Below are 24,837 nucleotides of genomic sequence, written 5' to 3' on the forward strand. Positions count from 1 at the left end.
TTCCTGGATATCTATTTCAAGCGATAGTAAAGCTCACGGTATGACTTCGCCGCGACTTGCCAGCTAAAATCCATGGTCATGGCCTGACGTTGTACAAACCGCCACAGCGAAGGCCGGGACCACAATACGAAAGCACGCCGGATCGCACGTAGCAGCGACCAGGCATTACTATCTTCAAATACAAACCCACTGGCGATACCGTCCGCCAGGTTTTCCAGCGAACTGTCAGAGACCGTATCAGCCAGCCCACCGGTGCGCCGCACCAGCGGCAGCGTACCGTACTTCAGTCCATACAACTGCGTTAAGCCACACGGCTCGAAACGGCTGGGAACCAATATGACATCGGCCCCCCCCATAATGCGGTGCGAGAAGGCTTCGTGGTAACCAATCTGCACGCCCACTTGCCCTGGATGTTCCGCCGCCGCGGCGAGGAAACCTTCCTGTAAAACCGGATCGCCCGCGCCAAGCAATGCCAGCTGCCCACCCTGCTCTAATAACCCCGGCAGCGCTTCCAGCACCAGATCCAGCCCTTTCTGACTGGTCAGGCGGCTGACGACTGCAAACAGCGGCACTTTATCGTTAACCTTAAGTCCCATCGCTATCTGTAGCTGACGTTTGTTCTCCGCCTTCTCCTCCAGCGTGTCGCGCGTATATCGCGATGCCAACAGCAGATCGGTTTCCGGGCTCCAGATTTTTTCATCAACGCCGTTCAGCACGCCGGAAAGACGTCCTTCACGATGACGTTGCTGCAACAGACCTTCCATGCCGTAGGCGAATTGCGGCTCGGTAATTTCCCGCGCGTAGGTCGGGCTGACTGCCGTAATGTGGTCGGCGTAGTACAATCCGGCCTTCAGGAACGAAATCTGTCCGTTAAACTCCAGTCCGTGCACATTAAAGAACGACCATGGCAATTGGATGTCATCCATATGCTTTGCATAAAACATGCCTTGATACGCCAGGTTGTGTACGGTAAACACCGATTTCGCCGGATGGCCGCGCGCTGCCAGATACGCCGGGGCCAGTCCGGCATGCCAGTCGTGCGCATGCACCACATCCGGGCGCCAGAATGGGTCAAAGCCGCAGGCCATTTCACAGCCGACCCAACCCAGCAGCGCAAAACGCAGTACGTTATCCGTATAGGCAAACAGGTTAGTGTCGTGATACGGGCTACCGGGACGGTCATAGAGATGCGGCGCGTCAATCAGGTAAATACCCACGCCGTTGAAATGCCCGAAAAGCAGCGTGATACGTCCGGCGAAGGTATCCCGACGCGTCACGACCTGCGCATCGGGAATGCCGCGACGAATATCAGGAAACGCCGGGAGCAACACGCGGGCATCCACGCCGTCCGCTATTTGCGCTGCGGGTAACGCCCCAATAACATCCGCCAGTCCCCCGGTTTTTAACAGGGGGAACATCTCTGAACAAACGTGTAAAACCTGCATTATCGCTCCTGTTTGATCTGCAGTTTGCGCAGCATTTCACGCGTGACCAGCACAATACCTTCCTCTGAACGGTAGAAACGACGTGCATCTTCTTCCGCGTTTTCACCAATTATCATGCCTTCAGGAATAACGCAGGCACGGTCGATAATGCAACGACGTAAGCGGCACGAACGTCCCACCCACACTTCAGGTAACAACACTGCCGAATCAATGTTACAGAATGAATTCACCCGCACTCGCGGGAACAAAACGGACTGCACCACCACCGAACCAGAAATAATACAGCCGCCGGAAACCAGCGAGTTCAGCGTCATACCGTGGCTACCGGAACGGTCCTGCACAAATTTCGCCGGTGGCAGAGACTCCATATGCGTACGGATTGGCCAGTTCTGGTCGTACATATCCAGTTCAGGGGTCACCGAAGCCAGATCGAGGTTCGCTTTCCAGTAGGCTTCCAGCGTTCCCACATCGCGCCAGTACGGCTCGGATTCCGGGTCAGACTGCACGCAGGACAGCGGGAATGGATGTGCATACGCCATGCCAGCTTCAGTGATTTTCGGGATAATGTCTTTGCCGAAATCGTGACTGGAGTTTTCATCGAGGTCATCTTCCGCCAGCAATTCATACAGGTAGTCGGCGTTAAAAATGTAGATCCCCATACTGGCAAGGGATTTGGTCGGATCGCCTGGCATAGCTGGCGGGTTGGCAGGTTTTTCAACGAACTCGATAATTTTATCGGTGTCGTCCACGTCCATCACGCCAAACGCGCTGGCCTCTTCAATAGGCACTGGCATACAGGCCACGGTGCAACGCGCGCCTTTCTCGACGTGGTCGATCAACATGCGTGAGTAGTCCTGCTTGTAAATATGATCGCCCGCGAGGATCACCACATATTCCGCTTTATAGCGTCGAATGATGTCCAGGTTTTGGGTCACCGCATCCGCCGTGCCGCGATACCAGTTTTCACCCTGCATTCTCTGCTGGGCAGGCAGCAAATCGACAAACTCATTCATCTCTTCGCTAAAGAATGACCAGCCGCGCTGAATGTGCTGCACAAGCGTGTGGGACTGGTACTGGGTGATCACGCCAATGCGACGGATCCCGGAGTTAATACAGTTGGATAAAGCAAAATCGATAATGCGGAACTTTCCACCAAAGTGCACGGCGGGTTTGGCACGTTTGTTGGTTAAATCTTTCAGGCGGGTGCCGCGGCCACCGGCCAGGATCAGGGCAACAGATTTTAATGGCAGCTGGCGCGCCAACATTACACGATCGTTCTTCTCTAAACTCACCATGACTAACTCCTTTTTATCTTCTCTGGAACACACACAGTCCGTGCGCAGGTCCCTGCCAGACAGCCGTAAGCACCGGATTATCCTCTCCGGCAAATGGGGGAATGGCGTGCCATTCCCCTTCAGGTAAAACGATATCTGTCACCTCAAGCGTGGCGTTTATTGCAATCAGGAAACGGTCTGAAAGCAGAATTTGCATCTGCCTCGGGCCGTTTTGCCACTCATCCGCACTTAAGGGTTGTGCGTACTTATTCAGCCAACGCACATTGCCGTCGCCCTCTTCCCACCAGCAATCACCTGTTAATGCAAGTATTTGTCGGCGCAGATGAATCAGCGCGGCGGTAAATGTGGTTAGCCCACTGTTTGCCTGCTGCCAGTCCAGCCAGGTTAAGGCGTTATCCTGGCAGTAAGCGTTATTGTTGCCGTGCTGGCTATGACCATGCTCATCGCCCGCCAACAACATCGGCGTCCCCTGTGAGAGCAACAGCGTGGTTAACAGCGCATGAATGCTGTCGCGCCGCCGCTCAATCAGGTCCAGCGTGCCGCCTAATCCTTCTTTACCATGATTGTCGCTGTAGTTATTGCTAGTGCCGTCGCGATTTTCCTCACCATTCGCTTCATTGTGCTTATTTGTGAAGCAAACACAGTCGCGTAGCGTAAAACCGTCGTGCGCGGTCACCAGATTGACCGTAGCGCTGGGTTTGCGGCCCTGGCGTTTAAACACGTCGCTGGATGCGGCAAAACGGCCGGCAAACTCGCCCAACGAGAGGTTACGCTGGAGCCAGAAGCGTCGCGTCGCATCACGGAAATGATCATTCCACTCGGCAAACGGCGGGGGGAAATTCCCCACCTGATACCCGCCTTCACCAATATCCCACGGTTCCGCAATCAGCTTAACGCGTGAGAGCAGCGGACAGTTTTGGATCGCGGTAAACAGCGGCGCATCCTGACGAAACGTAGGTGTACGCCCCATGACGGAAGCCAAATCAAAACGAAAACCATCCACATGACAGGTTTCAACCCAGTAGCGCAGGCATTCGCATGCGTATTCCACAACGCCTGGATGGCTCAGGTTGAGGGTGTTCCCACAACCGGTCCAGTTGTAGTAATCACCATCGTCCCTGATCCAATAATAGCTACGGTTATCAATTCCGCGCAGCGAGAAGACAGGCCCTTCGAGATCCAGCTCGGCGCTGTGGTTCAAAACGATGTCGAGAATGACCTCGATTCCCGCTTTGTGCAGCGCTTTTACCGCATCGCGAAACTCATCAAGCGCACTCTCCGGTGAGCAGGCATAAGCCGGATGCAACGCGAACATCGCCACCGGGTTGTAGCCCCAGTAGTTCGACAGGCCCAGCCGCTGAAGCCGCGGTTCGCTGGCAAAATGCGCCACCGGAAGCAGCTCCAGGGCGGTAATGCCGAGGCGCTTGAAATAGTCGATCATCACCGGGTGGCCCAGCGCCTTGTAGGTTCCGCGAATCTCTTCCGGCAGGTCAGGATGCAAATACGTCAGCCCTTTAACATGCGCTTCGTAAATCACGGTATTGCCCCACGGCGTGCGCGGCGGGGCGTCATCCTCCCAGTCATAACGGTCGGACACCACAACGCCCTTCAGCGCAATGGCGGCGTTATCATGATTATCCGGTTCATTTAACCCGCCGTGCAGCAGCGGGTTATCTTTTAACTCGCCATCCACCCGACGCGCGCAAGGGTCAAGCAGCAGCTTCGCCGGATTAAACCGGTGGCCCTGCTGCGGCTGCCATGGACCATGTACACGATAACCATAGCGCAGACCTGGACGGGCGTTGGCCAGATAGCCGTGCCAGACATCGCCGCTACGCCCCGGCAGGTCATAGCGGAGTTCGCAGCCTTGCTCATCGAATACGCATAATTCAACGCGTTCAGCGTGGGCCGAGAAGAGTGTGAAATTGACGCCATGGCCGTCATACGTTGCACCATGGGGGGTGGCGTTGCCGGTTGCCAGTTGCGTCATTACCCCTCCCGAACCAGCCAGACCGTTGCCAGCGGCGGCAACGTGAGGCTCAGTGAGTTCTGACGACCATGACTGGCGATTTCATCGCTGTGCACCGCGCCGCCGTTGCCGGTATTACTGCCGTGGTAATGCGTCGAGTCGGTATTGAGGATCTCGCGCCATTTGCCCGGCTGGTTGATACCGAAGCGATAGCCGTGGCGAGGCACTGGCGTAAAGTTGCTGATAACGATGATTTCATTACCAACTTTGTCACGACGAACGAAAGCCAGCACCGAACGTTCTTTGTCATCCACCACCAGCCATTCAAAGCCATAGGCATCAAAGTCGAGCTCGTGCAGCGCTTTGTGGTGGCGATAGGTAAGGTTCAGATCGCGTACCAGACGCTGTACGCCGTGGTGCCAGTTATCACCGCCCTCCAGCAGATGCCAGTCGAGGCTGGCGTCATGGTTCCACTCACGCCCCTGAGCGAACTCATTGCCCATAAACAGCAGTTTCTTGCCCGGGAAGGCCCACATCCAGCCGTAATAGGCGCGCAGGTTGGCGAACTTCTGCCATGCGTCTCCCGGCATGCGGTCGAGAATGGATTTTTTACCGTGTACCACTTCATCGTGCGACAGCGGCAGGACGAAGTTTTCGGTGTAGTTGTACAGCATGCCGAAGGTCAGCTTGTCGTGATGGTACTGACGATGAATCGGATCCAGCTTCATGTAGTCCAGCGTGTCGTGCATCCAGCCGAGGTTCCACTTATACCAGAACCCTAAACCGCCCATGTCCTGCGGCCTTGAGACGCCGGCAAAGTCGGTGGACTCTTCCGCCATGCTCACCGCACCTGGCACCTGCTCGCCAAGAATTCGGTTGGTATTGCGTAAAAACTCAATAGCTTCGAGGTTTTCACGACCGCCAAATTCGTTCGGGACCCATTCCCCTTCTTTACGACTGTAGTCGCGATAAATCATCGACGCCACGGCATCCACGCGTAGCGCATCGATACCAAAGCGTTCAATCCAGTACAGGGCGTTGCCCACCAGGTAGTTGCTGACTTCACGGCGACCGTAGTTGTAGATCAGCGTGTTCCAGTCCTGGTGATACCCTTCTCGCGGGTCGCTGTGCTCATACAGGTTGGTGCCATCAAACTCTGCCAGACCAAAGTCGTCCGACGGGAAATGGCCCGGCACCCAGTCGAGAATGACGTTCAGTCCGGCCTGATGCGCGGCATTCACAAAATAGCGGAAATCATCACGCGTCCCAAAGCGACGGGTCGGCGCATACATGCCGGTAGGCTGGTAGCCCCAGCTACCGTCGAACGGATGCTCGTTAATCGGCAACAGTTCGAGATGAGTAAAGCCCATCCACTTGGCGTAAGGCACCAGTTGATCCGCCAGCTCACGGTAGCTCAGCCAGAAGTTGTTATCGGTATGACGACGCCATGAACCCAGGTGCACTTCATAGATAGAGATCGGCGCATCAAACTGGTTGGCTTTTTTGCGCTCCTCGCTTTGCACCACTTTTTCCGGCAGGCCGCAGATAAGCGACGCGGTTTCCGGGCGCATTTGCGCTTCGAAGGCGTAAGGATCCGCTTTGATTCGCAGCTTACCGTTCGCATCGATCATCTCGTATTTATACAGCTGCCCCTGTTGCGCACCGGGGATAAACAGCTCCCAGATACCGCTTTCTTTGCGCAGGCGCATCGGGTGGCGACGGCCATCCCAGTAGTTGAACTGCCCAACCACTGACACACGTTGAGCGTTAGGCGCCCAGACGGAGAAGCGCGTACCTGTTACGCCATCCATGGTATCCGCATGCGCGCCCAGCGTTTCGTAAGGTCGCAGGTGCGTACCTTCAGATAACAGCCAGGCATCCATATCCTGGATCAGCGGGCCAAAACGATAAGGGTCATCAATCAGATTCTGTTGTCCATGCCAGACAACGGCCAACTGATAGCGAAAGAAATTTTTACGGCGGGGAAGTACAGCACAGAAAAAACCGCGAGAGTCGAGGCAATCCAGCTTGCCGACTTTACGTCCGGTTTTGGGTTCGATCACCCACACTTCGGTGGCGTCAGGTAATAGGGCGCGGACTTCAAGTCCAGCATCAGTTTGGTGCATACCGAGTACGGAAAAAGGATCCGCAAAATGGCCTGCAATTAGCGCATTAATCACGTCTCTATCGATACGAACGGACATGGTTGTCATCCTGTTTTATGGTGTCACCCCTTCCAACTGATTTTCGACATCAGGTAGTGACACTTTTTTTGACCTGAACGGCGCAGCACAATTGTGCATCCTCTCTGCGTCGTCCCACCTTCAGGCAACAACTTAATACCTCCGGTACTAAGTCACCCTTAAAGAATAGCCAATGCTTTATCTTACTCCTGGTAAAAAATGAAACATCTGCGCTTACTCCTGTATTACGCAAAAAAAGGGGTGATTCCTCACCCCTTGATCGTTAACAAACTATTACGCCAATTGGCGCAGCATACGGCGCAATGGCTCCGCAGCCCCCCACAGCAACTGGTCGCCTACGGTAAAGGCTGACAGGAACTCCGGTCCCATATTCAGCTTACGCAGACGGCCTACTGGCGTGGTCAGCGTGCCGGTAACGGCCGCCGGGGTTAACTCACGCATAGTGATATCCCGATCGTTTGGCACGACTTTGGCCCACGGATTGTGCGCCGCCAGCAGTTCTTCCACGGTCGGAATAGACACATCTTTTTTCAGTTTAATGGTGAACGCCTGGCTGTGGCAGCGCAGCGCGCCGACGCGCACGCACAGACCATCGACCGGGATCACAGAAGACGTATCAAGAATTTTGTTGGTTTCGGCCTGTCCCTTCCACTCTTCACGGCTCTGACCGTTATCAAGCTGTTTGTCGATCCACGGAATCAGGCTACCGGCCAGCGGTACGCCAAAGTTATCAACCGGCAGTTCACCGCTGCGGGACAGGGCCGTCACTTTGCGTTCGATATCGAGAATAGCAGAGGAAGGGGTCGCCAGTTCATCGGCCACATGGCCATACAGATGACCCATCTGGGACAACAGTTCGCGCATATGACGCGCGCCGCCGCCGGAAGCCGCCTGATAGGTCGCCACGGAAACCCAGTCAACCAGGTCATTGGCAAACAGGCCACCAAGGGACATCAGCATCAGGCTAACGGTACAGTTTCCGCCGACAAAGGTCTTAATTCCTTTATTCAGGCCGTCAGTAATGACATCCTGGTTAACCGGATCGAGAATGATGATGGCATCGTCTTTCATACGCAGCGAAGAGGCCGCGTCAATCCAGTAACCCTGCCAACCGCTTTCACGAAGCTTTGGATAGATTTCGTTGGTATAATCGCCGCCCTGACAGGTCACGATGATATCGAGCGCCTTCAGCGCGTCCAGATCAAAAGCGTCCTGAAGCGTGCCGGTCGCGGTTCCACCGAATGTCGGTGCCGCCTGCCCGAGCTGGGAAGTAGAAAAGAAAACAGGGCGAATGGCGTCGAAGTCACGCTCCTCAACCATGCGTTGCATGAGTACAGAGCCGACCATACCGCGCCAGCCGATAAAACCAACATTTTTCATAGCGTTTTTTCCTGCAGAGATGTGTGCTGTGTATGCTAACCAGTATCCTACTGGCCTATCCTTCACCATACAAAAAGCAGCCAAAGTCGCAAGTGAAATTAATCAATGATAGCGAAGCCATCAGTAATGCGACTTATCCCGCTGCGCAAGCAAGCAGAAAGTCCGCGGTAATTATCAGGGAATTTGAGTTATGAATGAAATCATTTCAGCGGCAGTTTTATTGATCCTGATTATGGATCCGCTCGGAAATCTGCCCATTTTCATGTCCGTATTGAAACATACCGAACCAAAACGCCGTCGCGCGATTATGATTCGCGAGCTGTTCATTGCGCTGTTGGTGATGCTGATATTCCTGTTTGCGGGCGAGAAAATTCTGGCATTTCTGAACCTGCGCGCGGAGACCGTGTCGATCTCCGGGGGCATTATTTTATTCCTGATCGCCATCAAGATGATTTTCCCCAGCGCCACCGGGAATAGCACCGGACTTCCGGCAGGCGAAGAGCCGTTTATCGTGCCGCTGGCGATTCCGCTGGTCGCCGGTCCGACAATCCTGGCGTCATTAATGCTGTTGTCACATCAGTACCCAAATCAGATGGGGCATCTGGTGATTGCGCTGCTGATCGCCTGGGGCGGGACGTTCGTGATTTTGCTGCAGTCTTCGCTGTTTTTACGCCTGCTGGGCGAGAAAGGGGTTAACGCGCTGGAGCGCCTGATGGGATTGATTCTGGTGATGATGGCAACCCAGATGTTCCTCGACGGCGTGCGGATGTGGATGAAGGGGTAACGCACTCACTTTACGCCGGGTGGCGGCTTCGCCTTACCCGGCCTACGGTGTTGATATGTTGCTCGTTTGTAGGCCCGGTAAGCGCTAGCGCCACCGGGCAATCAGCGCCGTGAATGTGTTTATGAGAAACACCTCAATCATTTAAGTCTCTGAAAAAGCGTATTTTCATTTCTGCGAAGCGCCTTCCGGAATGCCCCCTTGTCAGCATCGCGGATTAGCATTATCTTCTCGCTGCACCTGCAAAATCAGGTGCCGGGATTGGTCCCCTGATTACCTCATTCGCGATAAAATCACTTTTGTCGTGCGACCAGTTACACCTCTATGGTGGGCTGGACGGTGGCGTCGTAAGACGCGCCGGTATCCAATGAGGCCGGTAGGACCAACTCCGTTCAGCCCGCCACCAAAAGGTTGGTCCCTTAAGGTGGCGGTAAAATTTGACTCATTGGAGGCTGCCCTATGGCAACGACCCCTCTCTTTTCACACTCTTTATTTACCCTGCCCTTTAGCCATGCCACGGACTTCACCGAGCTGGCGGATAACTGTGAGCGTTTTGTCGAAGGGCTTGTTGAATGTCATGACCCTGTTGAAAAACTGGCGATTTGTGCGCGCCTGTCGGCCTGTCTGGCACTACTGCAACCAACCTTAACGGAGCCTGTACCGCAGCATCTACAGGCCAGCCTGACGGTAGAAACCTTACCGACCTGCTCTCCCCTCTTTGAACCCGAACCAGATCAGATGGGGCGTTACTGCCAGCTTTTGACGCATTTACTGATGAGTAAAACGCTGTCTGACGAGATGGAACGCGTGGCGGGTGATTTACTGCAGGATTTAGTGGGCTATTTCGCCGATACGCTAAAAGCGCCGCGTTGGTTGAAAACCGAGGATGGTGTGATGGTGCTGTAAAAAAGCCGGGTAGCGCTTGCGCTTACCCGGCCTACGGTGTGGATATGTGCTCAATTCCAGGCCCGGTAAGCGCAAGCGCCACCGGGCAATACCATCAGCTCAACAGCTGGAAGGCAATCATACCGACAATCGCACCGACCGTGCCGAGGATGGTTTCCATCATCGTCCAGGTCTTCAGGGTTTGCGCTTCGGTCGCGCCGGTAAATTTACCGAACAACCAGAAGCCCGCGTCGTTAACGTGACTGACGACGATAGAGCCACCCGCGATACAGATAGACAGCGCTGCCATCTGGGCCCCGGAGTAGTTCAGTTGCTCAATCACCGGCATCACCAGACCGACCGCCGTTAAGCAGGCCACGGTCGCGGAACCCTGAATGATACGCACCGCCGCCGCCAGCACGAAGCAGGTGATGGCAATCGGCAGGCCCATGCCGGTTAATGCTTCACCCAGTGCCGGACCCACGCCGGAATCCACCAGTACCTGTTTGAACACACCGCCCGCACCAATCACCAGCAGAATAATTCCCGCCGGCTGCAGCGCATGCCCGCAGATCTCCATCACGCGGTCTTTTGGCATGCCCTGGCGAATCGCCAGACCGTAAATCGCCACCAGACACGCCACCAGAATCGCGGTAAACGGGTGACCGATAAACTCGAACCATTCGTAGGTTGAAGAACCGACCGGCACAAAGCGTGCGGCGATAGTTTTCAGGCCAACCAGCACCAGCGGCAGCAGGATAAGCGATAAACTGAAGCCAAAGGATGGCATTTTGCCTTCACCCAGATGCGGCTCGGTAATGTCTTCCGGTACGTGCAGCTCAACATAACGGCTGATGAAGTTACCCCACAGCGGCCCGGCGATAATCATGCCCGGAATCGCGGCGCACAGACCAATCAGGATCATCCAGCCAAAGTCGGCGTGCATCTGAGAGGCCAGCAGCATTGGCGCAGGCCCCGGCAGCAGGAACGCTGCGGCAGCCGCCACGCCCGCAAACAGCGGAATGACCAGCTTTACAAGGTTAGTACCGGTGTGGCGCGCCATTGAGAACGCCACGCTAATCAGCAGCACAATTGCCACCTCAAAGAACAGCGGCAGCGCGCAAATCAGACCGGCCAGGCCAATCGCGTAATGCGCGCGGCTGTGACCGAAAGATTTCAGCATTTTGACGGCAATCTGATCGACCGCGCCCGTCTCATGCAAAATCTTGCCGAACATCGCCCCCAGCGCCACAACAATCGCCAGAAAACCGAGCGTGCCTCCCATCCCTTTTTCCATGGTCGCAGCGATTTTATCGAGCGGCATACCGGAAAAGAGACCTGCACCAATGGATACCACCATCAAAGCAACGAAAGCGTGCATACGCGCCTTCATCACTAAAAACAGCAGTAATAAAACGGACCCTACTGCTGTTAAAACAAGCGTTAATGTACTCACTACTTACTGCCCTGGTTAATAACCTCAATGGTGCTGGCGACCACACCGTCCAGTGGTTGATCGATATCGACCACCAGTACATCGTTTTCATTGGCACCCGGTTCTTCCAGCGCTTCAAACTGGGTCACCAGCATCTGCGTTTTGAAGAAGTGGCCTTTACGCGCCTTCAGGCGGCTTTCGATAACGTCAAAATCCCCTTTCAGATAGATGAAAGAGAGGTTTGGATTACCGTCGCGCAGCTGGTCGCGGTAGACTTTTTTCAGGGCGGAACAGACGATCAGCGAAACTTTATTGGTCCGCTGCATCGCGAAGGCGGCGTCATTCAGCGCCTGTAACCACGGTTTACGGTCGTCATCGTTAAGTGGCTCACCGGAAGCCATTTTCATGATGTTGCTGCGCGGATGGAGAAAATCGCCATCAAGAAACGCGGCCTGCAGTTGATGCGCCACTTCGCTGGCGACAGCAGATTTACCGCTGCCCGATACGCCCATCAGAACGTAAACGTGGTGATCATGATTAGTCGTGCTCAAAGCGTTGCCCCCACTGGTACAAGAATCAGGAAATTGTTACGGGTAACTGTTATCGGTAACATTGTCCAGCCGGATAAATAGAGAAGCAATATCCATTCGTGCTCGAAGTGTATAAGTGTGAGCTACTTCAAAGTTGTTGGCTTAAATAGATCCGCCCGGTGACAAGGTGAAACCTAAATCTAACATTTTAGGTGTGACTGCTTCACCACGAATGCGCGCCAGCAGGCGCTCTGCGCCAATGCTGCCCATTCGCTCACGCGGCGTGAGCACGCTCGCCAGACGCGGCTCCATCACCTGTCCGATGTCGTGACCGTGGAATCCGGCAATCGCCATATCATCAGGGATTTTCAGCCCTAAACGCTGACATTCGAAAGCCGCCCCTACCGCCAGGTCATCGTTGGTACAGAAGACGCCATCAAGCTGCGGGTATTCACGTCGCGCCTGACGAATGAGTTCAATACCGGATGAGTAGGAAGAAGACTGCTCCACCATCACGCTATACGGCACCAGGTCAGCATCGCGCATTGCCTGCTCGTAGCCTCTCTGTTTGATGATAGTACGTTCATCAAGACGTGCGCCAAGATAGGCAACATGACGGTGCCCACGGGCGATAATAGCGGCGGTCATCTGGCGCGCGGCCTCGAAGTTGTCGAAGCCGACGGCAATATCCAGACACGGTGACTGGCTGTCCATCAGTTCAACCACCGGGATACCCGCAACCTCAATCATTTTCAGCGTACGGGGCGTATGGCTACGTTCGGTGAGGATTAGGCCATCAATATTCCACGACAGCATCGACTCCAGGCGCTCTTGTTCCATCTCAGGCTTATAGCCGTAGTGCGCGAGCATAGTTTGATAACCATGGGCGTCGGTGACGGCCTCAATGCCGCGTAGCACTTCAGCAAAAACCTGGTTAGTAAGAGAGGGTAAAAGCACGCCGATCGCGCGGCTGGTGGCGTTAGAAAGGATATCAGGAGCGCGATTGGGAATATAACCCAGCTCATCAAGTGCAGCGGCAATTTTGCCCCGCAGCGCCACGGAGACCTGCTCCGGGTTACGCAAAAAGCGACTGACCGTCATTTTGGTCACGCCCACGCGGTCGGCTACATCCTGAAGTACGGGTCTTTTCTTTTTCATCGTCCTGAAGCGTTAAAAAGGGATAGATTCCCCCAGTTTACCACGGACGCATGGAATTAATGACAAACGATGAAAAGCCGGATGGCAACGCTTTCGCGTCTTATCCGGCCTACAAAGGGTTACAGCACGTTAGACTGGCGGCAGGTCAAACAGTAACACTTCACTATCGCTGTCGGCATGAATCGAAATTGCCTGTTCATCCCAGATGGCCAGACCGTCGCTGGTGGTCGCTTTGGTGCCGTTAATGGTGACATTGCCTTTTACCACCTGGATCCAGACGCGGCGTTCAGCGGCAATCTGATGCACCGACTGCTCATCTTTGACCAGCGCCCAACGGTACAGCTCCATATCCTGGTAAACTTTCAGCGAACCATCACGGGCATCCGGCGACAGCACCAATTGTTTACCCTGGGCGGCATCGAAACGGCGCTGTTCATAGCGCGGCGTAATACCGTTTTCCTGCGGCATGATCCAGATCTGATACAGATGCAGTTTCTCAGTATTGCTCGGGTTATACTCCGAGTGACGGATCCCCGTCCCGGCGCTCATAATCTGAAACTCACCGGCCGGAACCTGCTCTTTGTTGCCCATGCTGTCCTGATGCTCCACTGCACCTTCCAGCACATAGGTCAGGATTTCCATGTCTTTATGGGGGTGAGTGCCAAAGCCCTGGCCTGCGTCGATTACATCATCGTTAATCACGCGCAGTGCCGAGAACCCCATAAAGTTCGGGTCATAGTAGTTGGCAAAAGAGAAGGTATGCCAGGAATCGAGCCAGCCATGATTAGCGTGGCCACGGTCATTAGCTTTGCGTAAATAGATCATTGTGTTCACCCCCAGATGTTTTCGATGGAGTAAGTGTGGACTCAATCCGTCTGGAATCATAGAGGGTGAAAATTGACTCCTCTGTTCAAAAAATATGAACAAGCCCAGAGGAGTCTGTGCAGGCTATTTGGCGAGGGTTATCGTGGCAGGCATTGCCTGTTCAAAGGCGCGTTCGAGGATTTCCAGGTTGGTAAGAACTTCAGATTCCTTGACGTAATTAGGCGTACCGGCCGTCAGCGTCTGGTACAGCGCATCATAGACGCGACCGTAGTCTCCCACTTCCGGCTTCACCTCTTCTTTCACCGTGATGCCGTCATCGTTGACATATTCCAGCATTCCAATGGAATCATCGGCAGCGAAACCTGGCTCACCTGGCATGATATTAGCCTTCAGGCTGGTTTCCTGCTGGTCGATGCCGTACTTCACAAACGAGCCTTTGGTGCCATGGACGATAAACTTCGGATAGTCGATTTTCACCAGATGACTGGTTTTAACAATGGCTTTCAGGTCGCCGTAAAACAGCTGCGCTTCAAAGGTATCGTCCGGGTTCGCTTTGTTGCGTAGGCTGCGGATGTCATAGGCCACATGATCGGGGCGTCCGAACAGCGAGATAATCTGATCCATGGTGTGTACGCCCAGACCATAAAACGCGCCGTCCTGCGGCAGCCCCGGCTTGGTTTCTGCTTCGGGACGGTAGTAATCGAAATGGCTTTCAACTTCAACAATCTTGCCGAGCTTGCCGCTCTCAATCGCTTTTTTAGCGGTGAGGAAACAGGAGTCAAAACGACGATTCTGATACGGCGTAACGGTCAGTCCTTTGCTTTGCGCTAGCTCAAACAACTCTTTTGCTTGCGCAAGCGTTGGGGTGAAGGGTTTCTCAACCAGCACATTTTTACCCGCTTCCAGCGCGCGTTTGGCGTATTCAAAATGGCTGTCAGCATGGGTACAGACGATCACCAGCTTCACCTGCGGATCGTTTAAGATCTCGTCGAGGTCACTGGTGAAGTGAATATGGGAATACTGCGGCGCCTGCTCTTCCGGCTTGGCGTTGCGGCGGAAAATGTGCGCAACGTGCCAGCTATTTTTGCGATTGAGGACGTACGGCAAATGGTAGCGAGTGGTGCTTTTACCAAAACCAATAAATGCGCAGTGTAAGGTCATGAGACGATCCTTTTGAAAGTGATTGTCTACACCATAGCGCAAAGCGGCTGGAGACTGAATGTTGGATTCTTTGCCGGATGGCGGCGGAGCCTTATCCGGCCTACAAAACCCAGGTCTCAGCTGTAGGCCGGATAAGCGCAAGCGCCATCCGGCATCATCCCGGGGACAAAATGACAAGTAAGCCAGGCAGAAACAAAACCAAAAAAAAAGCCAGCGCAAGGCTGGCTAAAGTAATACTGGAAGCAATGTGAGCAATGTCGTGCTTTCAGGTTCTCCGTAGGGGTTCCCCTGAACGCAGAGCAATAATAATCATTCTCATTCGCACTTGTCTACTTCTTTTTGCAAAAAAATGCAGTTGACGGGATTTTCTTTCTCAGCGAGTGTAAATACACAATTAACCCTGCAGGAGATAAGGAATGAGTGAAATAGTGATACGCCACGCTGAACCAAAAGATTACGACGCAATTCGTCAGATCCACGCTCAGCCGGAGGTGTACCACAACACGCTACAGGTTCCTCATCCTTCCCTCGAGATGTGGCAGGCGCGGCTAACCGAGCAAGCCGGGGTTAAACAACTGGTTGCCTGCATTGACGATATCGTCGTGGGGCATCTCTGTATTGAGGTTGCGCAGCGCCCACGCCGCAGCCACGTGGCCGATTTTGGTATCTGCGTGGATGCCCGGTGGCACAATCGCGGCGTTGCCAGCGCGCTGATCCGCACGATGATCGACATGTGCGACAACTGGCTGCGCGTCGAGCGTATTGAGCTAACGGTATTTGTTGATAATGAGCCTGCCGTGGCGGTGTATAAGAAATACGGCTTTGAAATCGAAGGCACCGGTAAGAAATACGGCCTGCGCAACGGTGAGTATGTTGATGCCTACTTTATGGCACGCGTGAAATAAATTTAAGGGCGAGTCGTATCGCCCTGCTTATTGAAAGGACGCAATAGTGAAAAAGTACCTTCCCCTGGTGTTGCTGGCAACGCTCTCCCCTGCTTTTGCCACTACCGTACAAAATCTCGATTCCGTACCCAGCGCCATTCAACACCCGGAAGGCAAACAGATTTTCGCTGAGCAAATGGCGGGAGCAACACCCGCGAAAGGATTTGGCGAGCTTCCGCAGGGATTATCCGAGGACCAGTGGATTGCCTGGGTTGCGCCAAATGAGGATCCTGACAACCTGATCCTCACGGGTGCCAAAGCCTGGGGCAAAGACGGCAAATATATTGGCGTCGCTTGTTTCGCTGACAATCAGGCGGATGCCGGGCAGGCAAAGAAATACGCGGATAACACCTGTCCTGAAAACTACAGCAACGGGCGCGCTAATAAATTATATCTCGGCGTTTTTTCCTGGCAGAACCAACGGCTAACGCCGATTGCACGTTCGGAAAAACCGTTAAACCAACTCTCGGAGTGGAATAAAGCCGCCGAAAAAGAGAGCGATGATGAGTCCGTCAGACCGCTGGCTTATTATACAAAACTGGATCTGGCACCGTACCGGATCGCCCCCGATACCCTGGCGTTCGGGGTGCGTGGTGGATACTCTGATGCGTATTCCGGCGGCGGCGCATTTTACGAAGTGCTGGAGCTCTATACGATCAAAGACAACAGGATAATCAACGTGTATTCCGACCTTGTTTATCAATATACGGACATCGCCGGAGACTGGAATAAAGACGGCACAAGGCAGCACGACATCAGCGAAAGCAAGTACATTCTCAAAATGCGCTCGGCAAAGACGCACGGATTTTATGATTTAGAACGCGTTAACCTGCAGGATAAAAGCAGCCAAATATTCCGCTGGTCTGAGTCACTGCAGGGATATGCGCCATAACCAACCAGTCAGGCCTACACCACTTAGAACGCTGTAGGCCATTATTCTTAGTATCCCGCCGTTAAATCATCCACGGAACGCGGGTCAGACGCGCCATACAGTGCGCCATCCGGTCCAACCATAATGCTCTGCGTGCTGCCCATCGCCTCTTTCAGCGCGACTTTCTGTCCTTTTTGCTCCAGCAGCTTGATTGTATCCGGGCTAAAGCCCTTCTCGATGCGCAGTTCATCCGGTAACCACTGATGATGGAAGCGCGGCGCGTTGGTCGCTTCGGCGACGTTCATCCCGAAATCAATGCTGTTGACTACCATTTGCAGCACGGTTGTGATAATTCGACTCCCGCCAGGGCTGCCGGTAACCAGCCAGGTTTTCCCGTCTTTTACCACGATAGTCGGTGACATCGACGACAGCGGGCGCTTTTTCGGCCCAACCGCGTTAGCATCGCCGCCCACCAGTCCATAAACGTTTGGCACGCCCGGCTTAGCGGAGAAATCATCCATTTCATTATTGAGCAGGATACCGGTGTTACCCGCCACGATGCCGGTCCCGAAGGTGGTATTCAGGGTATAGGTCACCGCCACGGCATTGCCGTCTTTATCCACCACCGAGAAGTGAGTGGTCTGGTTGCTTTCATACGGGGCGAGCTTGCCTGGTTTGATCTGGCTGGAAGGCTTAGCCTTGTTGATATCAATTTGATCCGCAAGCGTTTTAGCATAGGCTTTGTTGGTCAGTGCCTGCCACGGCACTTTCACAAAATCCGGGTCGCCCAGATACTCTGAACGGTCGGCGTAAGCATATTTCTCCGCTTCAGCCATGACCTGCATGGCGTCGGCGCTGCCAAACCCGTACTTCTTCATGTCGAAGTTTTCGAGAATATTGAGGATCTGCACGATGTGAATACCGCCAGAGGACGGCGGCGGCATGGAGAAGACCTGATACCCGCGATAGTCACCGCTAATCGGCGTACGCTCCACGGCTTTATAGCTGGCTAAATCCTCTTTGGTCATCAGCCCGCCGTTCTTCTGCATTTCCCCGGCAATCTGATCGGCAATAGCCCCTTTATAAAACGCGTCCGGACCGTTCTCGGCAATCATCTCGAGGCTTTTCGCCAGATTCTTTTGCACCAGCTTGTCGCCCTTTTTCAGCGGCTCGCCGTCTTTCCAGAAAATGGCTTTGCTGTTCTCGTGATTAGGGAGCACTTCGCTGCCATAGGTTTTCAGATCGTCGGCCAGCGCATCGTTAACCACAAAGCCTTCTTCCGCCAGCTTCATTGCCGGGCGCACCACTTTGTTCAGCGGCATCGTGCCGTATTTCTCCAGCGCCAGCGAGAAACCCGCCACGGTACCCGGCGTACCGGATGCCAGATGCGACGTCAGCGACTTTTTCGCATCGGCGTTGCCCTGCTCATCGAGGAACATGTCACGGGTCGCGCCAGCAGGCGCCATTTCACGAAAATCGATCGCGGTGGTGTTACCGTCTTTAGTACGCAGCAGCATAAAACCACCACCGCCCAGATTGCCCGCCTGAGGATGCGTTACCGCCAGCGCGTAGCCAACGGCCACGGCGGCATCGACGGCATTCCCCCCCTGTTTCAGAATGTCCACCCCAACCTGGGTGGCCAGCGCATCCACGGAGGCCACCATCCCCTGTTGCGCGCGCACAGGATGGAACACATCTTCCTCAACACCGTAGGATACCGGCGGTGGCGCAGTCGGCGCGGCAGCAACGCTAAAACAACTTCCTGAGAGCAGAGCAGCAATGGCTACCCGGCGTAAAAACGTCGGTTTTATCATCGTTATTCTCCAGATGTATGGGGGTCGGCCCCCAATAAGCCTGGTGCATAACTCTGAAATAATCATCGTAACGGCGAGAAAGGAGTAAACTTAAACGATCCCCGAGAGGAGAAAAGCGATGAAACGACTCTTACTTTTAGCCATGCTGTTGCCGTTTGCAGGCTTTGCACAGCCTATCAACACCATGAATAACCCGAATCAACCGGGTTATCAGATCCCGAGTCAGCAGCGTATGCAGACGCAAATGCAATCGCAGCAGATTCAACAGAAAGGGATGCTCAACCAGCAGTTGCAAACGCAGACGCGTATGCAGCAACAGCATATGGAAAACCAAATCAACACCAACTCCCAGCGAGTCCTTCAGTCTCAGCCTGGCGAGCTGAATTCCGGTCAGCAGCAGATGCTTTCCAACAGCAACGGTGGGATGTTGAGTGGAACCCGTAACCCGGACAGCTCGCTGAATAAGCAACATATGCTGTCAGAGAAAAAGAACGGCGACATGCTGAAGCCCTCCAGCACGCCGCAGCCTAACGTTCCGTTAAAAACGATTGGACCTTAACAGGGCTGGAAATCCGGACCAATCGTATCAATAGCATCGGTACAGATACAGTCCACTCCCCAGCGTAGCAGTTCCGCCGCGCGCTGGGGTCGGTTGACGGTATACACCAGTATCCGTAGCCCCGCGTCGCGTAGCGCATCCACGCGAGCTTCATCCAGCAGCTTGTGATTAAGATGAATAGAGACGCAGCCAAGCCGCGTTGTCAGCTCACGCCAGTCTTCGCGCCATTCATCCAGCAGCAAACCTCTCGGCAGTTCAGGCGCCGCCTGCTGCGCCGCTTCAAGCGCATCAATTTCAAAGGATGACAACAGTGGTGGCGTCATTTCCGCCCACAGTTCCCGCGCGGCCAGCGCAACGACTTTGCCGGTTAAGGTTCCGGTGCCGGTTGTGGGTTTAATTTCAATATTCGCCATCATACCGTGCTGACGGCAGCGCTCGGCCACTTGCGAGAGCAGCGGCAGCGGTTCACCTTTAAACTCACCGCTAAACCAGCCGCCGGCGTCCACGCGCAATAAATCTTGCCAGTTCAGCTCGCCTGCCACGCCCCAGCCGTTACTGGTTCGCTCCAGGTTGTCGTCATGCAGCAAGAAGATCTCACCGTCTTTCGACAATTTAGCGTCAAACTCGATCATGGTATGCCCGTATCGCGCCCCCACGTCGATCGCCGCCAGGGTGTTTTCCGGTGCCAGCTTACCGCCGCCACGATGGGCGACAATATGGGGGTAAGGCCAGTAACTCATACGCGTTGTCCTGTTTCGCCATCAAAAAGATGCAGATGATTTTCTGGCAGATGCAGCCACAGCGTGCTGCCTGCCGTCGGGCGATGCTGATGCGCCAGTCGCACCACCAGCTTTTGCTCACCCCAACGTCCATGTGCCAGGTTATCCGCTCCCAGCATTTCCAGCGTGTCGACAACCAGCGGCACGCCGCCTTCGGCCTGCGAGCTTAGCGCAATATGCTCCGGGCGGATACCCAGCGTCATATTACGCCCACCAGACACTCTGGTGCTTCTGCCGATCGGCAACGTCATACCGTCGTCAAGCTCAAAATGGGTACCCGCGGCGCTGATGCGCCCGTCCAGCAGGTTCATCGCCGGGCTGCCGATAAAACTCGCCACAAAGCGGCTGGCTGGTTTTTCATACACCTCAACCGGCGTACCTACCTGCTCGGCAATGCCTTTGTTCATCACCATCACCCGCTGGGCGAGCGTCATCGCTTCAACCTGATCGTGCGTCACGTACAGCGAAGTGGTTTTCAGGCGGCGATGCAGATGTTGTAACTCGAGACGCATCTGTACGCGCAGCTTGGCATCGAGATTGGAAAGCGGTTCATCAAACAGGAATACCGCCGGGTCGCGGACAATCGCCCGCCCCATCGCCACGCGCTGGCGCTGTCCGCCGGAAAGCTCGCGCGGACGACGCTTGAGCAGTTCACCCAGCTCAAGAATACGCGCCGCCTCTTTCACCCGTTCGGCAATATGCTCCTTACCCATCCCGCGGATTTTCAGCCCCCAGGCCATGTTTTCTTCCACGCTCATATGCGGGTAGAGCGCGTAGTTCTGAAAGACCATCGCAATGCCGCGATCCTTCGGCTCCATCTCGGTAACGCGCTTATTATCAATCCAGATATCGCCGCCGCTCACCCGCTCAAGCCCGGCCACCATCCGCAGTAGCGTAGATTTGCCGCAGCCAGATGGCCCGACCATGACGATAAATTCCCCGTCCGCGACGTCCAGCGTCAGCGGTTTAATCACCTGGGTTTTGCCGTCCCAGCTTTTGGTTACTGCCTGTAGTTTGAGTCCTGCCATTTTATTTCTCACTGTCCACTAAACCACGTACAAACGCGCGCTGCATGGCTAACACGATGATTACCGGAGGGATAAGCGTTAGCAGCATGGCTGCCATTACCTGATTCCATTGGGTGGTACCTTCACCGGTGGCAATCATGCCTTTGATACCCGCCACCGCAGTGCCCAAATTGACGTCGGTAATAATTAACAACGGCCACAGATACTGGTTCCAGCCGTAGATAAAGGTGATAACGAACAGCGCCGCCAGGTTGGTTTTTGACAGCGGTAGTACGATATCGCGGAAAAAACGCATCGGTGACGCACCGTCAATACGCGCCGCCTCAACCAGTTCATCCGGCAGGGTCATAAAGAACTGCCGAAACAAGAAGGTCGCAGTAGCCGATGCCATCAACGGCAGCGTCAGACCCGCATAGCTGTCGAGCATTTTCAGGTTGGCAATAACCTCCACCGTCGGGAAAATACGCACCTCAACCGGCAGCATCAGGGTGATAAAAATCATCCAGAAGAACAGGTTGCGCAGCGGAAAACGGAACCAGACGATGGCGAATGCGGAGAGCATAGAAACGGTGATTTTGCCTACCGTAATACTGAACGCCATAATGAAACTGTTGAGCATCATCAGCCAGAACGGCGCGCTATTGACGCCCACGCCGTTGACCCAGATGTATTTCGTGTTTTCCAGTAGCTGTGTGCCGGGCACCAGCGTCATCGGCGTTTCAAACACCGCTTTGTTGTCCAGCGTCGCCGCGACAAACGCAACGTACAGCGGAAACAGGATCACCATGATCCCCATAATCAACATGGCATGGCTGAATATTGTCAGCCCACGACGGTTCTCAATCATTGGTAACGCACCTTACTTTCCACATAGCGGAACTGCACCACCGTCAAAATAATGACCAGGAACATCAGCACCACCGATTGCGCGGCCGAAGCGGAGAGATCCAGCCCAACAAACCCTTCGCGATAGATCTTATAAATCAACGTAGTGGTCGCCTGTACCGGGCCACCCGCCGTGGCGGCATCGATCACCGGGAAAGTATCAAAGAAGGCATAAACCAGATTCACCACCAGCAGAAAGAAGCTGACCGGGGCTATCAGCGGCAACGCCAGCTTAAAGAAGCGGCGAACCGGCCCTGCGCCATCAATCGCGGCGGCCTCAATCAGCGACCGCGGAATAGACTGCAGTGCGGCAAAGAAGAACAGGAAGTTGTAACTAATCTGCTTCCAGACCGACGCAAACACCACCAGGAACATCGCCTGACCGCTGTTTTGCGCATGGTTCCAGTCATAGCCAAACTCACCGAGAAAATGGGTAATCAGTCCGCGTCCTGGGTTAAACAGGAAGATCCACAATACGGCGGCGACGGCGGGCGCGACGGCATAAGGCAACAGCATCAGCGTCTGGTAAAAACGACTGCCACGCACCACGTAATTCACCAGCGCCGCAAAAAACAACGACACCAGCAGACCGCTTACCGTGACGAACGTACTGAACTTAATGGTGGTCCAGAACGAATCAAGGTAGTACGGGTCATGAAACAGCGCGACAAAGTTCTCCAGTCCGACAAACTGGCTGGAAAGACCAAACGGATCAACGGATTGCAACGAATACCACAGCGCTTCACCGGCGGGCCAGATAAAGAAAATAACGGTGATAACCAGCTGCGGAGCCACCAGCAAATAGGGAAGCCAACGCGAGCGGAATACCGGACGGGATGAAGACATGTAGACTTTTCCTGGAAGGTGCCGGATGGCGGTGCAGGCACCTTATCCGGCCTACAAACGCTGTAGGCCTGATAAGCGCAGCGCCATCAGGCACTTATACACTTAAGACTTGGTCGATTGCTCAAAACGACGCAGTAACTGATTGCCACGTTCAACGGCGGTATCCAACGCCTGCTGCGGGGTTTTCTTCCCGGTCCAGACGCTTTCCAGCTCTTCATCCACGATAGTGCGGATCTGCGGCATGTTGCCCAGACGCAGCCCTTTGGTGAACGGCAACGGCGGCTTGTTCAGCATCTGGCGAGTGGCGATATCAGCCCCTGGGTTCTTATCATAGAAGCCCTGCTCGCGGGTCAGGTCGTAGGCAGCAGTGGTGATGGGCAGATAGCCGGTCTTCTGGTGCCATTCGGCAGCAATTTCAGGCTTCGCCAGGAAGTTGAGGAACTGCGCCACGCCTTCGTAAGTTGCTTTGTCTTTACCCTGCATAACCCACAGGCTGGCCCCACCGATAATCGCATTCTGCGGTGCGCCCTTCACGTCGGCATCGTACGGCATCATTCCGACGCCATAGTTGAATTTAGCGTAGTGACGGATGTCAGCCAGAGAACCAGAAGAGGCGGTGGTAATGGCACAATCCCCGTTATAGAACTTCTCGGTGGACTCATCTTTACGCCCAAAGTAGCTGAAATCCCCTTTTTTGTTCAGCTCTTCCAGCAGGGCGATATGTTTCACCTGTTCCGGTTTATTGAACTCCAGCACCGCGTCAGTACCGTCAAAACCGTTGTTTTTGGTTGCTACCGGCAGACCGTTCCAGGCGCTGAAGTTTTCAATCTGAATCCATCCCTGCCAGCCGCTGGCGTAACCGCACTTCATTCCTGCGGCTTTCAGCTTCGCGGTGTATTCCGCCAGATCCTGCCAGGTTTTCGGCGGCTGCTCCGGGTCTAAACCGGCTTTTTTGAAGGCATCTTTGTTGTAGTACAGCACCGGAGTGGAGCTGTTAAACGGCTGGGAGAGCAAGTGCCCACTTTTAGAGTCGGTGTAGTAACCGGAAACGGTCGGTACGAACTGAGACTCATCGAAGTTAATGCCGGCCTCTTTGAAGACTTCATAGACCGGTTTAATGGCTTTCGAGGCCATCATTGTTGCCGTACCCACTTCATAAACCTGCAACAGCGCAGGCGCGTTTCCGGTACGGAAGGCGGCAATACCTGCGCTCAGGCTTTGCTCGTAGTTGCCTTTGTACTGCGGAACAATTTTGTAGTCGGGATTGGCGGCATTAAAACGTTGCGCCAGTGAGTCAACTTCTTTACCCAGTTCGCCTTCCATTGAGTGCCAGAACGGGATAGTGGTGACCGCCAGTGCCTGACCTGCAAATGCCAGGCTAAGTGCCAGTCCTAAAGCTGTATGTCGTAACGATATCATCGGTTATCTCTCTTGTTGTGCCGGATGCGCGATATCACGCGTTTTATGCTCGCGGGGGTAACATGACATGCTCGAATGACAGAAAAATAACTTTTTTATTACAAAAAAAAGATAGTAAGGCGACAAACAGATGGCAAGGCGGTGAAAGCGTAGTGACAGGAAAATGCGGGGTGGTGCACAACAAAGCCGGGTAGCGCTATGTCTTACCCGACCAGGATGCTGTTATCTGTTACTGCCAGCAAGGAACATTAATCTTTACGCCAGCGTCGTTCATATTCATTCTGTAAACGCTGCTGTTCACGCCGCTCGCGTTCGCGCTGGATATCCGATTTCTCATCTTCCCAGCCCGGACATACTGAGCTGGTGAAGACTTCGCAGGGCGAGTTGGACTGCGCTAACGGGTTGTCCGGTTTCTCTTCCCAGATTGATGGGTCGCGCGGGTCGAACGCTGGCGGCGCTGAGGCCAGGGTATTTAATGAAAGCGTCAAAAACAAACTACCAATCATCATGCAGGTACCTGAACGAATCATCCTTTCTCCATGTTCATTTTTATTATTGATAACTATTCTCAATAATAACATAGAGCAATAAAAAGGGGCCACAGCGGGCCCCTTGTCTATTCAG

General features: G+C 54.3%; 22 protein-coding genes. 5 read left to right on the forward strand and 17 right to left on the reverse strand.

Annotated elements, in window-relative coordinates:
- Positions 1-11: 11 nt before the first annotated feature.
- From glgA to asd, 5 genes are all read right to left on the reverse strand, one after another.
- A complete protein-coding gene (glgA, locus tag OGV80_RS07005; RefSeq protein ID WP_047408145.1) occupies positions 12-1,445 on the reverse strand; it encodes a glycogen synthase GlgA in 1,434 nt (477 codons plus the stop codon).
- The gene (gene glgC, locus OGV80_RS07010; RefSeq protein WP_286514270.1) at positions 1,445-2,740 is read right to left on the reverse strand and encodes a glucose-1-phosphate adenylyltransferase; all 1,296 of its coding nucleotides are present in this window, start codon (positions 2,738-2,740) and stop codon (positions 1,445-1,447) included. Before glgC ends, glgA begins: the two co-directional genes overlap by 1 nt.
- 13 nt (positions 2,741-2,753) lie before the next feature.
- Positions 2,754-4,730, reverse strand: coding sequence for a glycogen debranching protein GlgX (gene glgX / locus OGV80_RS07015; RefSeq protein WP_286514272.1), 1,977 nt, complete (start codon positions 4,728-4,730; stop codon positions 2,754-2,756).
- Entirely contained in the window at positions 4,730-6,913 is a 2,184-nt protein-coding gene (glgB, locus tag OGV80_RS07020; protein WP_087051941.1) for a 1,4-alpha-glucan branching enzyme, read from the reverse strand. Before glgB ends, glgX begins: the two co-directional genes overlap by 1 nt.
- Positions 6,914-7,186: 273 nt before the next feature.
- Positions 7,187-8,293: an aspartate-semialdehyde dehydrogenase gene (gene asd / locus OGV80_RS07025; RefSeq protein ID WP_043018595.1), complete on the reverse strand. Its 1,107-nt coding sequence runs from the start codon at positions 8,291-8,293 to the stop codon at positions 7,187-7,189.
- A 190-nt stretch (positions 8,294-8,483) separates the two neighbouring features.
- On the opposite strand from asd, the gene yhgN reads away from it, so the two are divergent.
- Together yhgN and OGV80_RS07035 are read left to right on the forward strand one after the other, a co-directional pair.
- On the forward strand, positions 8,484-9,077 hold the full coding sequence (yhgN, locus tag OGV80_RS07030) for an NAAT family transporter YhgN (RefSeq protein WP_003023480.1): 594 nt from the start codon (positions 8,484-8,486) through the stop codon (positions 9,075-9,077).
- A 456-nt stretch (positions 9,078-9,533) separates the two neighbouring features.
- Positions 9,534-9,980: a hypothetical protein gene (locus OGV80_RS07035; RefSeq protein ID WP_286514276.1), complete on the forward strand. Its 447-nt coding sequence runs from the start codon at positions 9,534-9,536 to the stop codon at positions 9,978-9,980.
- 94 nt (positions 9,981-10,074) lie between these two features.
- Here the strand turns inward: OGV80_RS07035 and gntU are convergent, their stop codons facing one another.
- The 5 genes from gntU to OGV80_RS07060 form a co-directional block, all read right to left on the reverse strand.
- Complete coding sequence (gene gntU / locus OGV80_RS07040; RefSeq protein ID WP_047408130.1) at positions 10,075-11,415, reverse strand: gluconate transporter; 1,341 nt, start codon at positions 11,413-11,415, stop codon at positions 10,075-10,077.
- Complete coding sequence (gntK, locus tag OGV80_RS07045; RefSeq protein ID WP_003023475.1) at positions 11,415-11,945, reverse strand: gluconokinase; 531 nt, start codon at positions 11,943-11,945, stop codon at positions 11,415-11,417. Before gntK ends, gntU begins: the two co-directional genes overlap by 1 nt.
- 141 nt (positions 11,946-12,086) lie before the next feature.
- Entirely contained in the window at positions 12,087-13,082 is a 996-nt protein-coding gene (gene gntR, locus OGV80_RS07050) for a gluconate operon transcriptional repressor GntR (protein WP_016157654.1), read from the reverse strand.
- Between the two features lie 129 nt (positions 13,083-13,211).
- The gene (yhhW, locus tag OGV80_RS07055; RefSeq protein WP_003023472.1) at positions 13,212-13,907 is read right to left on the reverse strand and encodes a quercetin 2,3-dioxygenase; all 696 of its coding nucleotides are present in this window, start codon (positions 13,905-13,907) and stop codon (positions 13,212-13,214) included.
- A gap of 123 nt (positions 13,908-14,030) precedes the next feature.
- Complete coding sequence (locus tag OGV80_RS07060) at positions 14,031-15,068, reverse strand: oxidoreductase (protein ID WP_149280747.1); 1,038 nt, start codon at positions 15,066-15,068, stop codon at positions 14,031-14,033.
- Positions 15,069-15,484: 416 nt separating this feature from the next.
- Between OGV80_RS07060 and yhhY the strand changes: the two genes are divergently transcribed.
- Both yhhY and OGV80_RS07070 read left to right on the forward strand, forming a co-directional pair.
- The gene (gene yhhY / locus OGV80_RS07065; protein ID WP_019078130.1) at positions 15,485-15,973 is read left to right on the forward strand and encodes an N-acetyltransferase; all 489 of its coding nucleotides are present in this window, start codon (positions 15,485-15,487) and stop codon (positions 15,971-15,973) included.
- A 46-nt stretch (positions 15,974-16,019) separates the two neighbouring features.
- Complete coding sequence (locus OGV80_RS07070; protein ID WP_043018599.1) at positions 16,020-16,904, forward strand: hypothetical protein; 885 nt, start codon at positions 16,020-16,022, stop codon at positions 16,902-16,904.
- 47 nt (positions 16,905-16,951) lie between these two features.
- On the opposite strand, the gene ggt is transcribed toward OGV80_RS07070, so the two are convergent.
- Positions 16,952-18,697 (reverse strand): gamma-glutamyltransferase, encoded by a 1,746-nt coding sequence (ggt, locus tag OGV80_RS07075; RefSeq protein WP_286514283.1) that lies wholly within the window; start codon positions 18,695-18,697, stop codon positions 16,952-16,954.
- A 118-nt stretch (positions 18,698-18,815) separates the two neighbouring features.
- Between ggt and OGV80_RS07080 the strand changes: the two genes are divergently transcribed.
- Positions 18,816-19,256, forward strand: a complete 441-nt coding sequence (locus tag OGV80_RS07080) for a DUF2756 family protein (protein ID WP_043018601.1) — start codon at positions 18,816-18,818, stop codon at positions 19,254-19,256.
- On the opposite strand, the gene ugpQ is transcribed toward OGV80_RS07080, so the two are convergent.
- From ugpQ to OGV80_RS07110, 6 genes are all read right to left on the reverse strand, one after another.
- Positions 19,253-19,996, reverse strand: a complete 744-nt coding sequence (gene ugpQ / locus OGV80_RS07085) for a glycerophosphodiester phosphodiesterase (protein ID WP_080626003.1) — start codon at positions 19,994-19,996, stop codon at positions 19,253-19,255. The two genes, OGV80_RS07080 and ugpQ, sit on opposite strands and share 4 nt — an antisense overlap.
- The gene (locus OGV80_RS07090) at positions 19,993-21,063 is read right to left on the reverse strand and encodes a sn-glycerol-3-phosphate import ATP-binding protein UgpC (protein WP_087051938.1); all 1,071 of its coding nucleotides are present in this window, start codon (positions 21,061-21,063) and stop codon (positions 19,993-19,995) included. Before OGV80_RS07090 ends, ugpQ begins: the two co-directional genes overlap by 4 nt.
- Position 21,064: 1 nt before the next feature.
- Entirely contained in the window at positions 21,065-21,910 is an 846-nt protein-coding gene (ugpE, locus tag OGV80_RS07095; RefSeq protein ID WP_286514288.1) for a sn-glycerol-3-phosphate ABC transporter permease UgpE, read from the reverse strand.
- Entirely contained in the window at positions 21,907-22,794 is an 888-nt protein-coding gene (gene ugpA / locus OGV80_RS07100) for a sn-glycerol-3-phosphate ABC transporter permease UgpA (protein WP_043018604.1), read from the reverse strand. Before ugpA ends, ugpE begins: the two co-directional genes overlap by 4 nt.
- A gap of 102 nt (positions 22,795-22,896) precedes the next feature.
- Positions 22,897-24,213 carry a sn-glycerol-3-phosphate ABC transporter substrate-binding protein UgpB gene (ugpB, locus tag OGV80_RS07105; RefSeq protein WP_043018605.1) on the reverse strand — a complete coding sequence of 439 codons (1,317 nt, stop codon included), beginning with the start codon at positions 24,211-24,213 and terminating at the stop codon, positions 22,897-22,899.
- Positions 24,214-24,461: 248 nt separating this feature from the next.
- On the reverse strand, positions 24,462-24,743 hold the full coding sequence (locus OGV80_RS07110) for a hypothetical protein (RefSeq protein ID WP_075145532.1): 282 nt from the start codon (positions 24,741-24,743) through the stop codon (positions 24,462-24,464).
- Positions 24,744-24,837: the final 94 nt, after the last annotated feature.

Origin of the sequence: Citrobacter sp. Ce119, from assembly GCF_030334525.1 — a bacterium.
GTDB lineage: Bacteria > Pseudomonadota > Gammaproteobacteria > Enterobacterales > Enterobacteriaceae > Citrobacter > Citrobacter europaeus.

What these genes read in the sequence shown, in the direction of transcription:
- glgA (WP_047408145.1), bottom strand. Translation starts at nt 1,445, where the DNA reads ATGCAGGTTTTACACGTTTGTTCAGAGATGTTCCCCCTGTTAAAAACC.
- glgC (WP_286514270.1), bottom strand. Translation starts at nt 2,740, where the DNA reads ATGGTGAGTTTAGAGAAGAACGATCGTGTAATGTTGGCGCGCCAGCTG.
- glgX (WP_286514272.1), bottom strand. Translation starts at nt 4,730, where the DNA reads ATGACGCAACTGGCAACCGGCAACGCCACCCCCCATGGTGCAACGTAT.
- glgB (WP_087051941.1), bottom strand. Translation starts at nt 6,913, where the DNA reads ATGTCCGTTCGTATCGATAGAGACGTGATTAATGCGCTAATTGCAGGC.
- asd (WP_043018595.1), bottom strand. Translation starts at nt 8,293, where the DNA reads ATGAAAAATGTTGGTTTTATCGGCTGGCGCGGTATGGTCGGCTCTGTA.
- yhgN (WP_003023480.1), top strand. Translation starts at nt 8,484, where the DNA reads ATGAATGAAATCATTTCAGCGGCAGTTTTATTGATCCTGATTATGGAT.
- OGV80_RS07035 (WP_286514276.1), top strand. Translation starts at nt 9,534, where the DNA reads ATGGCAACGACCCCTCTCTTTTCACACTCTTTATTTACCCTGCCCTTT.
- gntR (WP_016157654.1), bottom strand. Translation starts at nt 13,082, where the DNA reads ATGAAAAAGAAAAGACCCGTACTTCAGGATGTAGCCGACCGCGTGGGC.
- yhhW (WP_003023472.1), bottom strand. Translation starts at nt 13,907, where the DNA reads ATGATCTATTTACGCAAAGCTAATGACCGTGGCCACGCTAATCATGGC.
- OGV80_RS07060 (WP_149280747.1), bottom strand. Translation starts at nt 15,068, where the DNA reads ATGACCTTACACTGCGCATTTATTGGTTTTGGTAAAAGCACCACTCGC.
- yhhY (WP_019078130.1), top strand. Translation starts at nt 15,485, where the DNA reads ATGAGTGAAATAGTGATACGCCACGCTGAACCAAAAGATTACGACGCA.
- ggt (WP_286514283.1), bottom strand. Translation starts at nt 18,697, where the DNA reads ATGATAAAACCGACGTTTTTACGCCGGGTAGCCATTGCTGCTCTGCTC.
- OGV80_RS07080 (WP_043018601.1), top strand. Translation starts at nt 18,816, where the DNA reads ATGAAACGACTCTTACTTTTAGCCATGCTGTTGCCGTTTGCAGGCTTT.
- ugpQ (WP_080626003.1), bottom strand. Translation starts at nt 19,996, where the DNA reads ATGAGTTACTGGCCTTACCCCCATATTGTCGCCCATCGTGGCGGCGGT.
- OGV80_RS07090 (WP_087051938.1), bottom strand. Translation starts at nt 21,063, where the DNA reads ATGGCAGGACTCAAACTACAGGCAGTAACCAAAAGCTGGGACGGCAAA.
- ugpE (WP_286514288.1), bottom strand. Translation starts at nt 21,910, where the DNA reads ATGATTGAGAACCGTCGTGGGCTGACAATATTCAGCCATGCCATGTTG.
- ugpA (WP_043018604.1), bottom strand. Translation starts at nt 22,794, where the DNA reads ATGTCTTCATCCCGTCCGGTATTCCGCTCGCGTTGGCTTCCCTATTTG.
- ugpB (WP_043018605.1), bottom strand. Translation starts at nt 24,213, where the DNA reads ATGATATCGTTACGACATACAGCTTTAGGACTGGCACTTAGCCTGGCA.
- OGV80_RS07110 (WP_075145532.1), bottom strand. Translation starts at nt 24,743, where the DNA reads ATGATTCGTTCAGGTACCTGCATGATGATTGGTAGTTTGTTTTTGACG.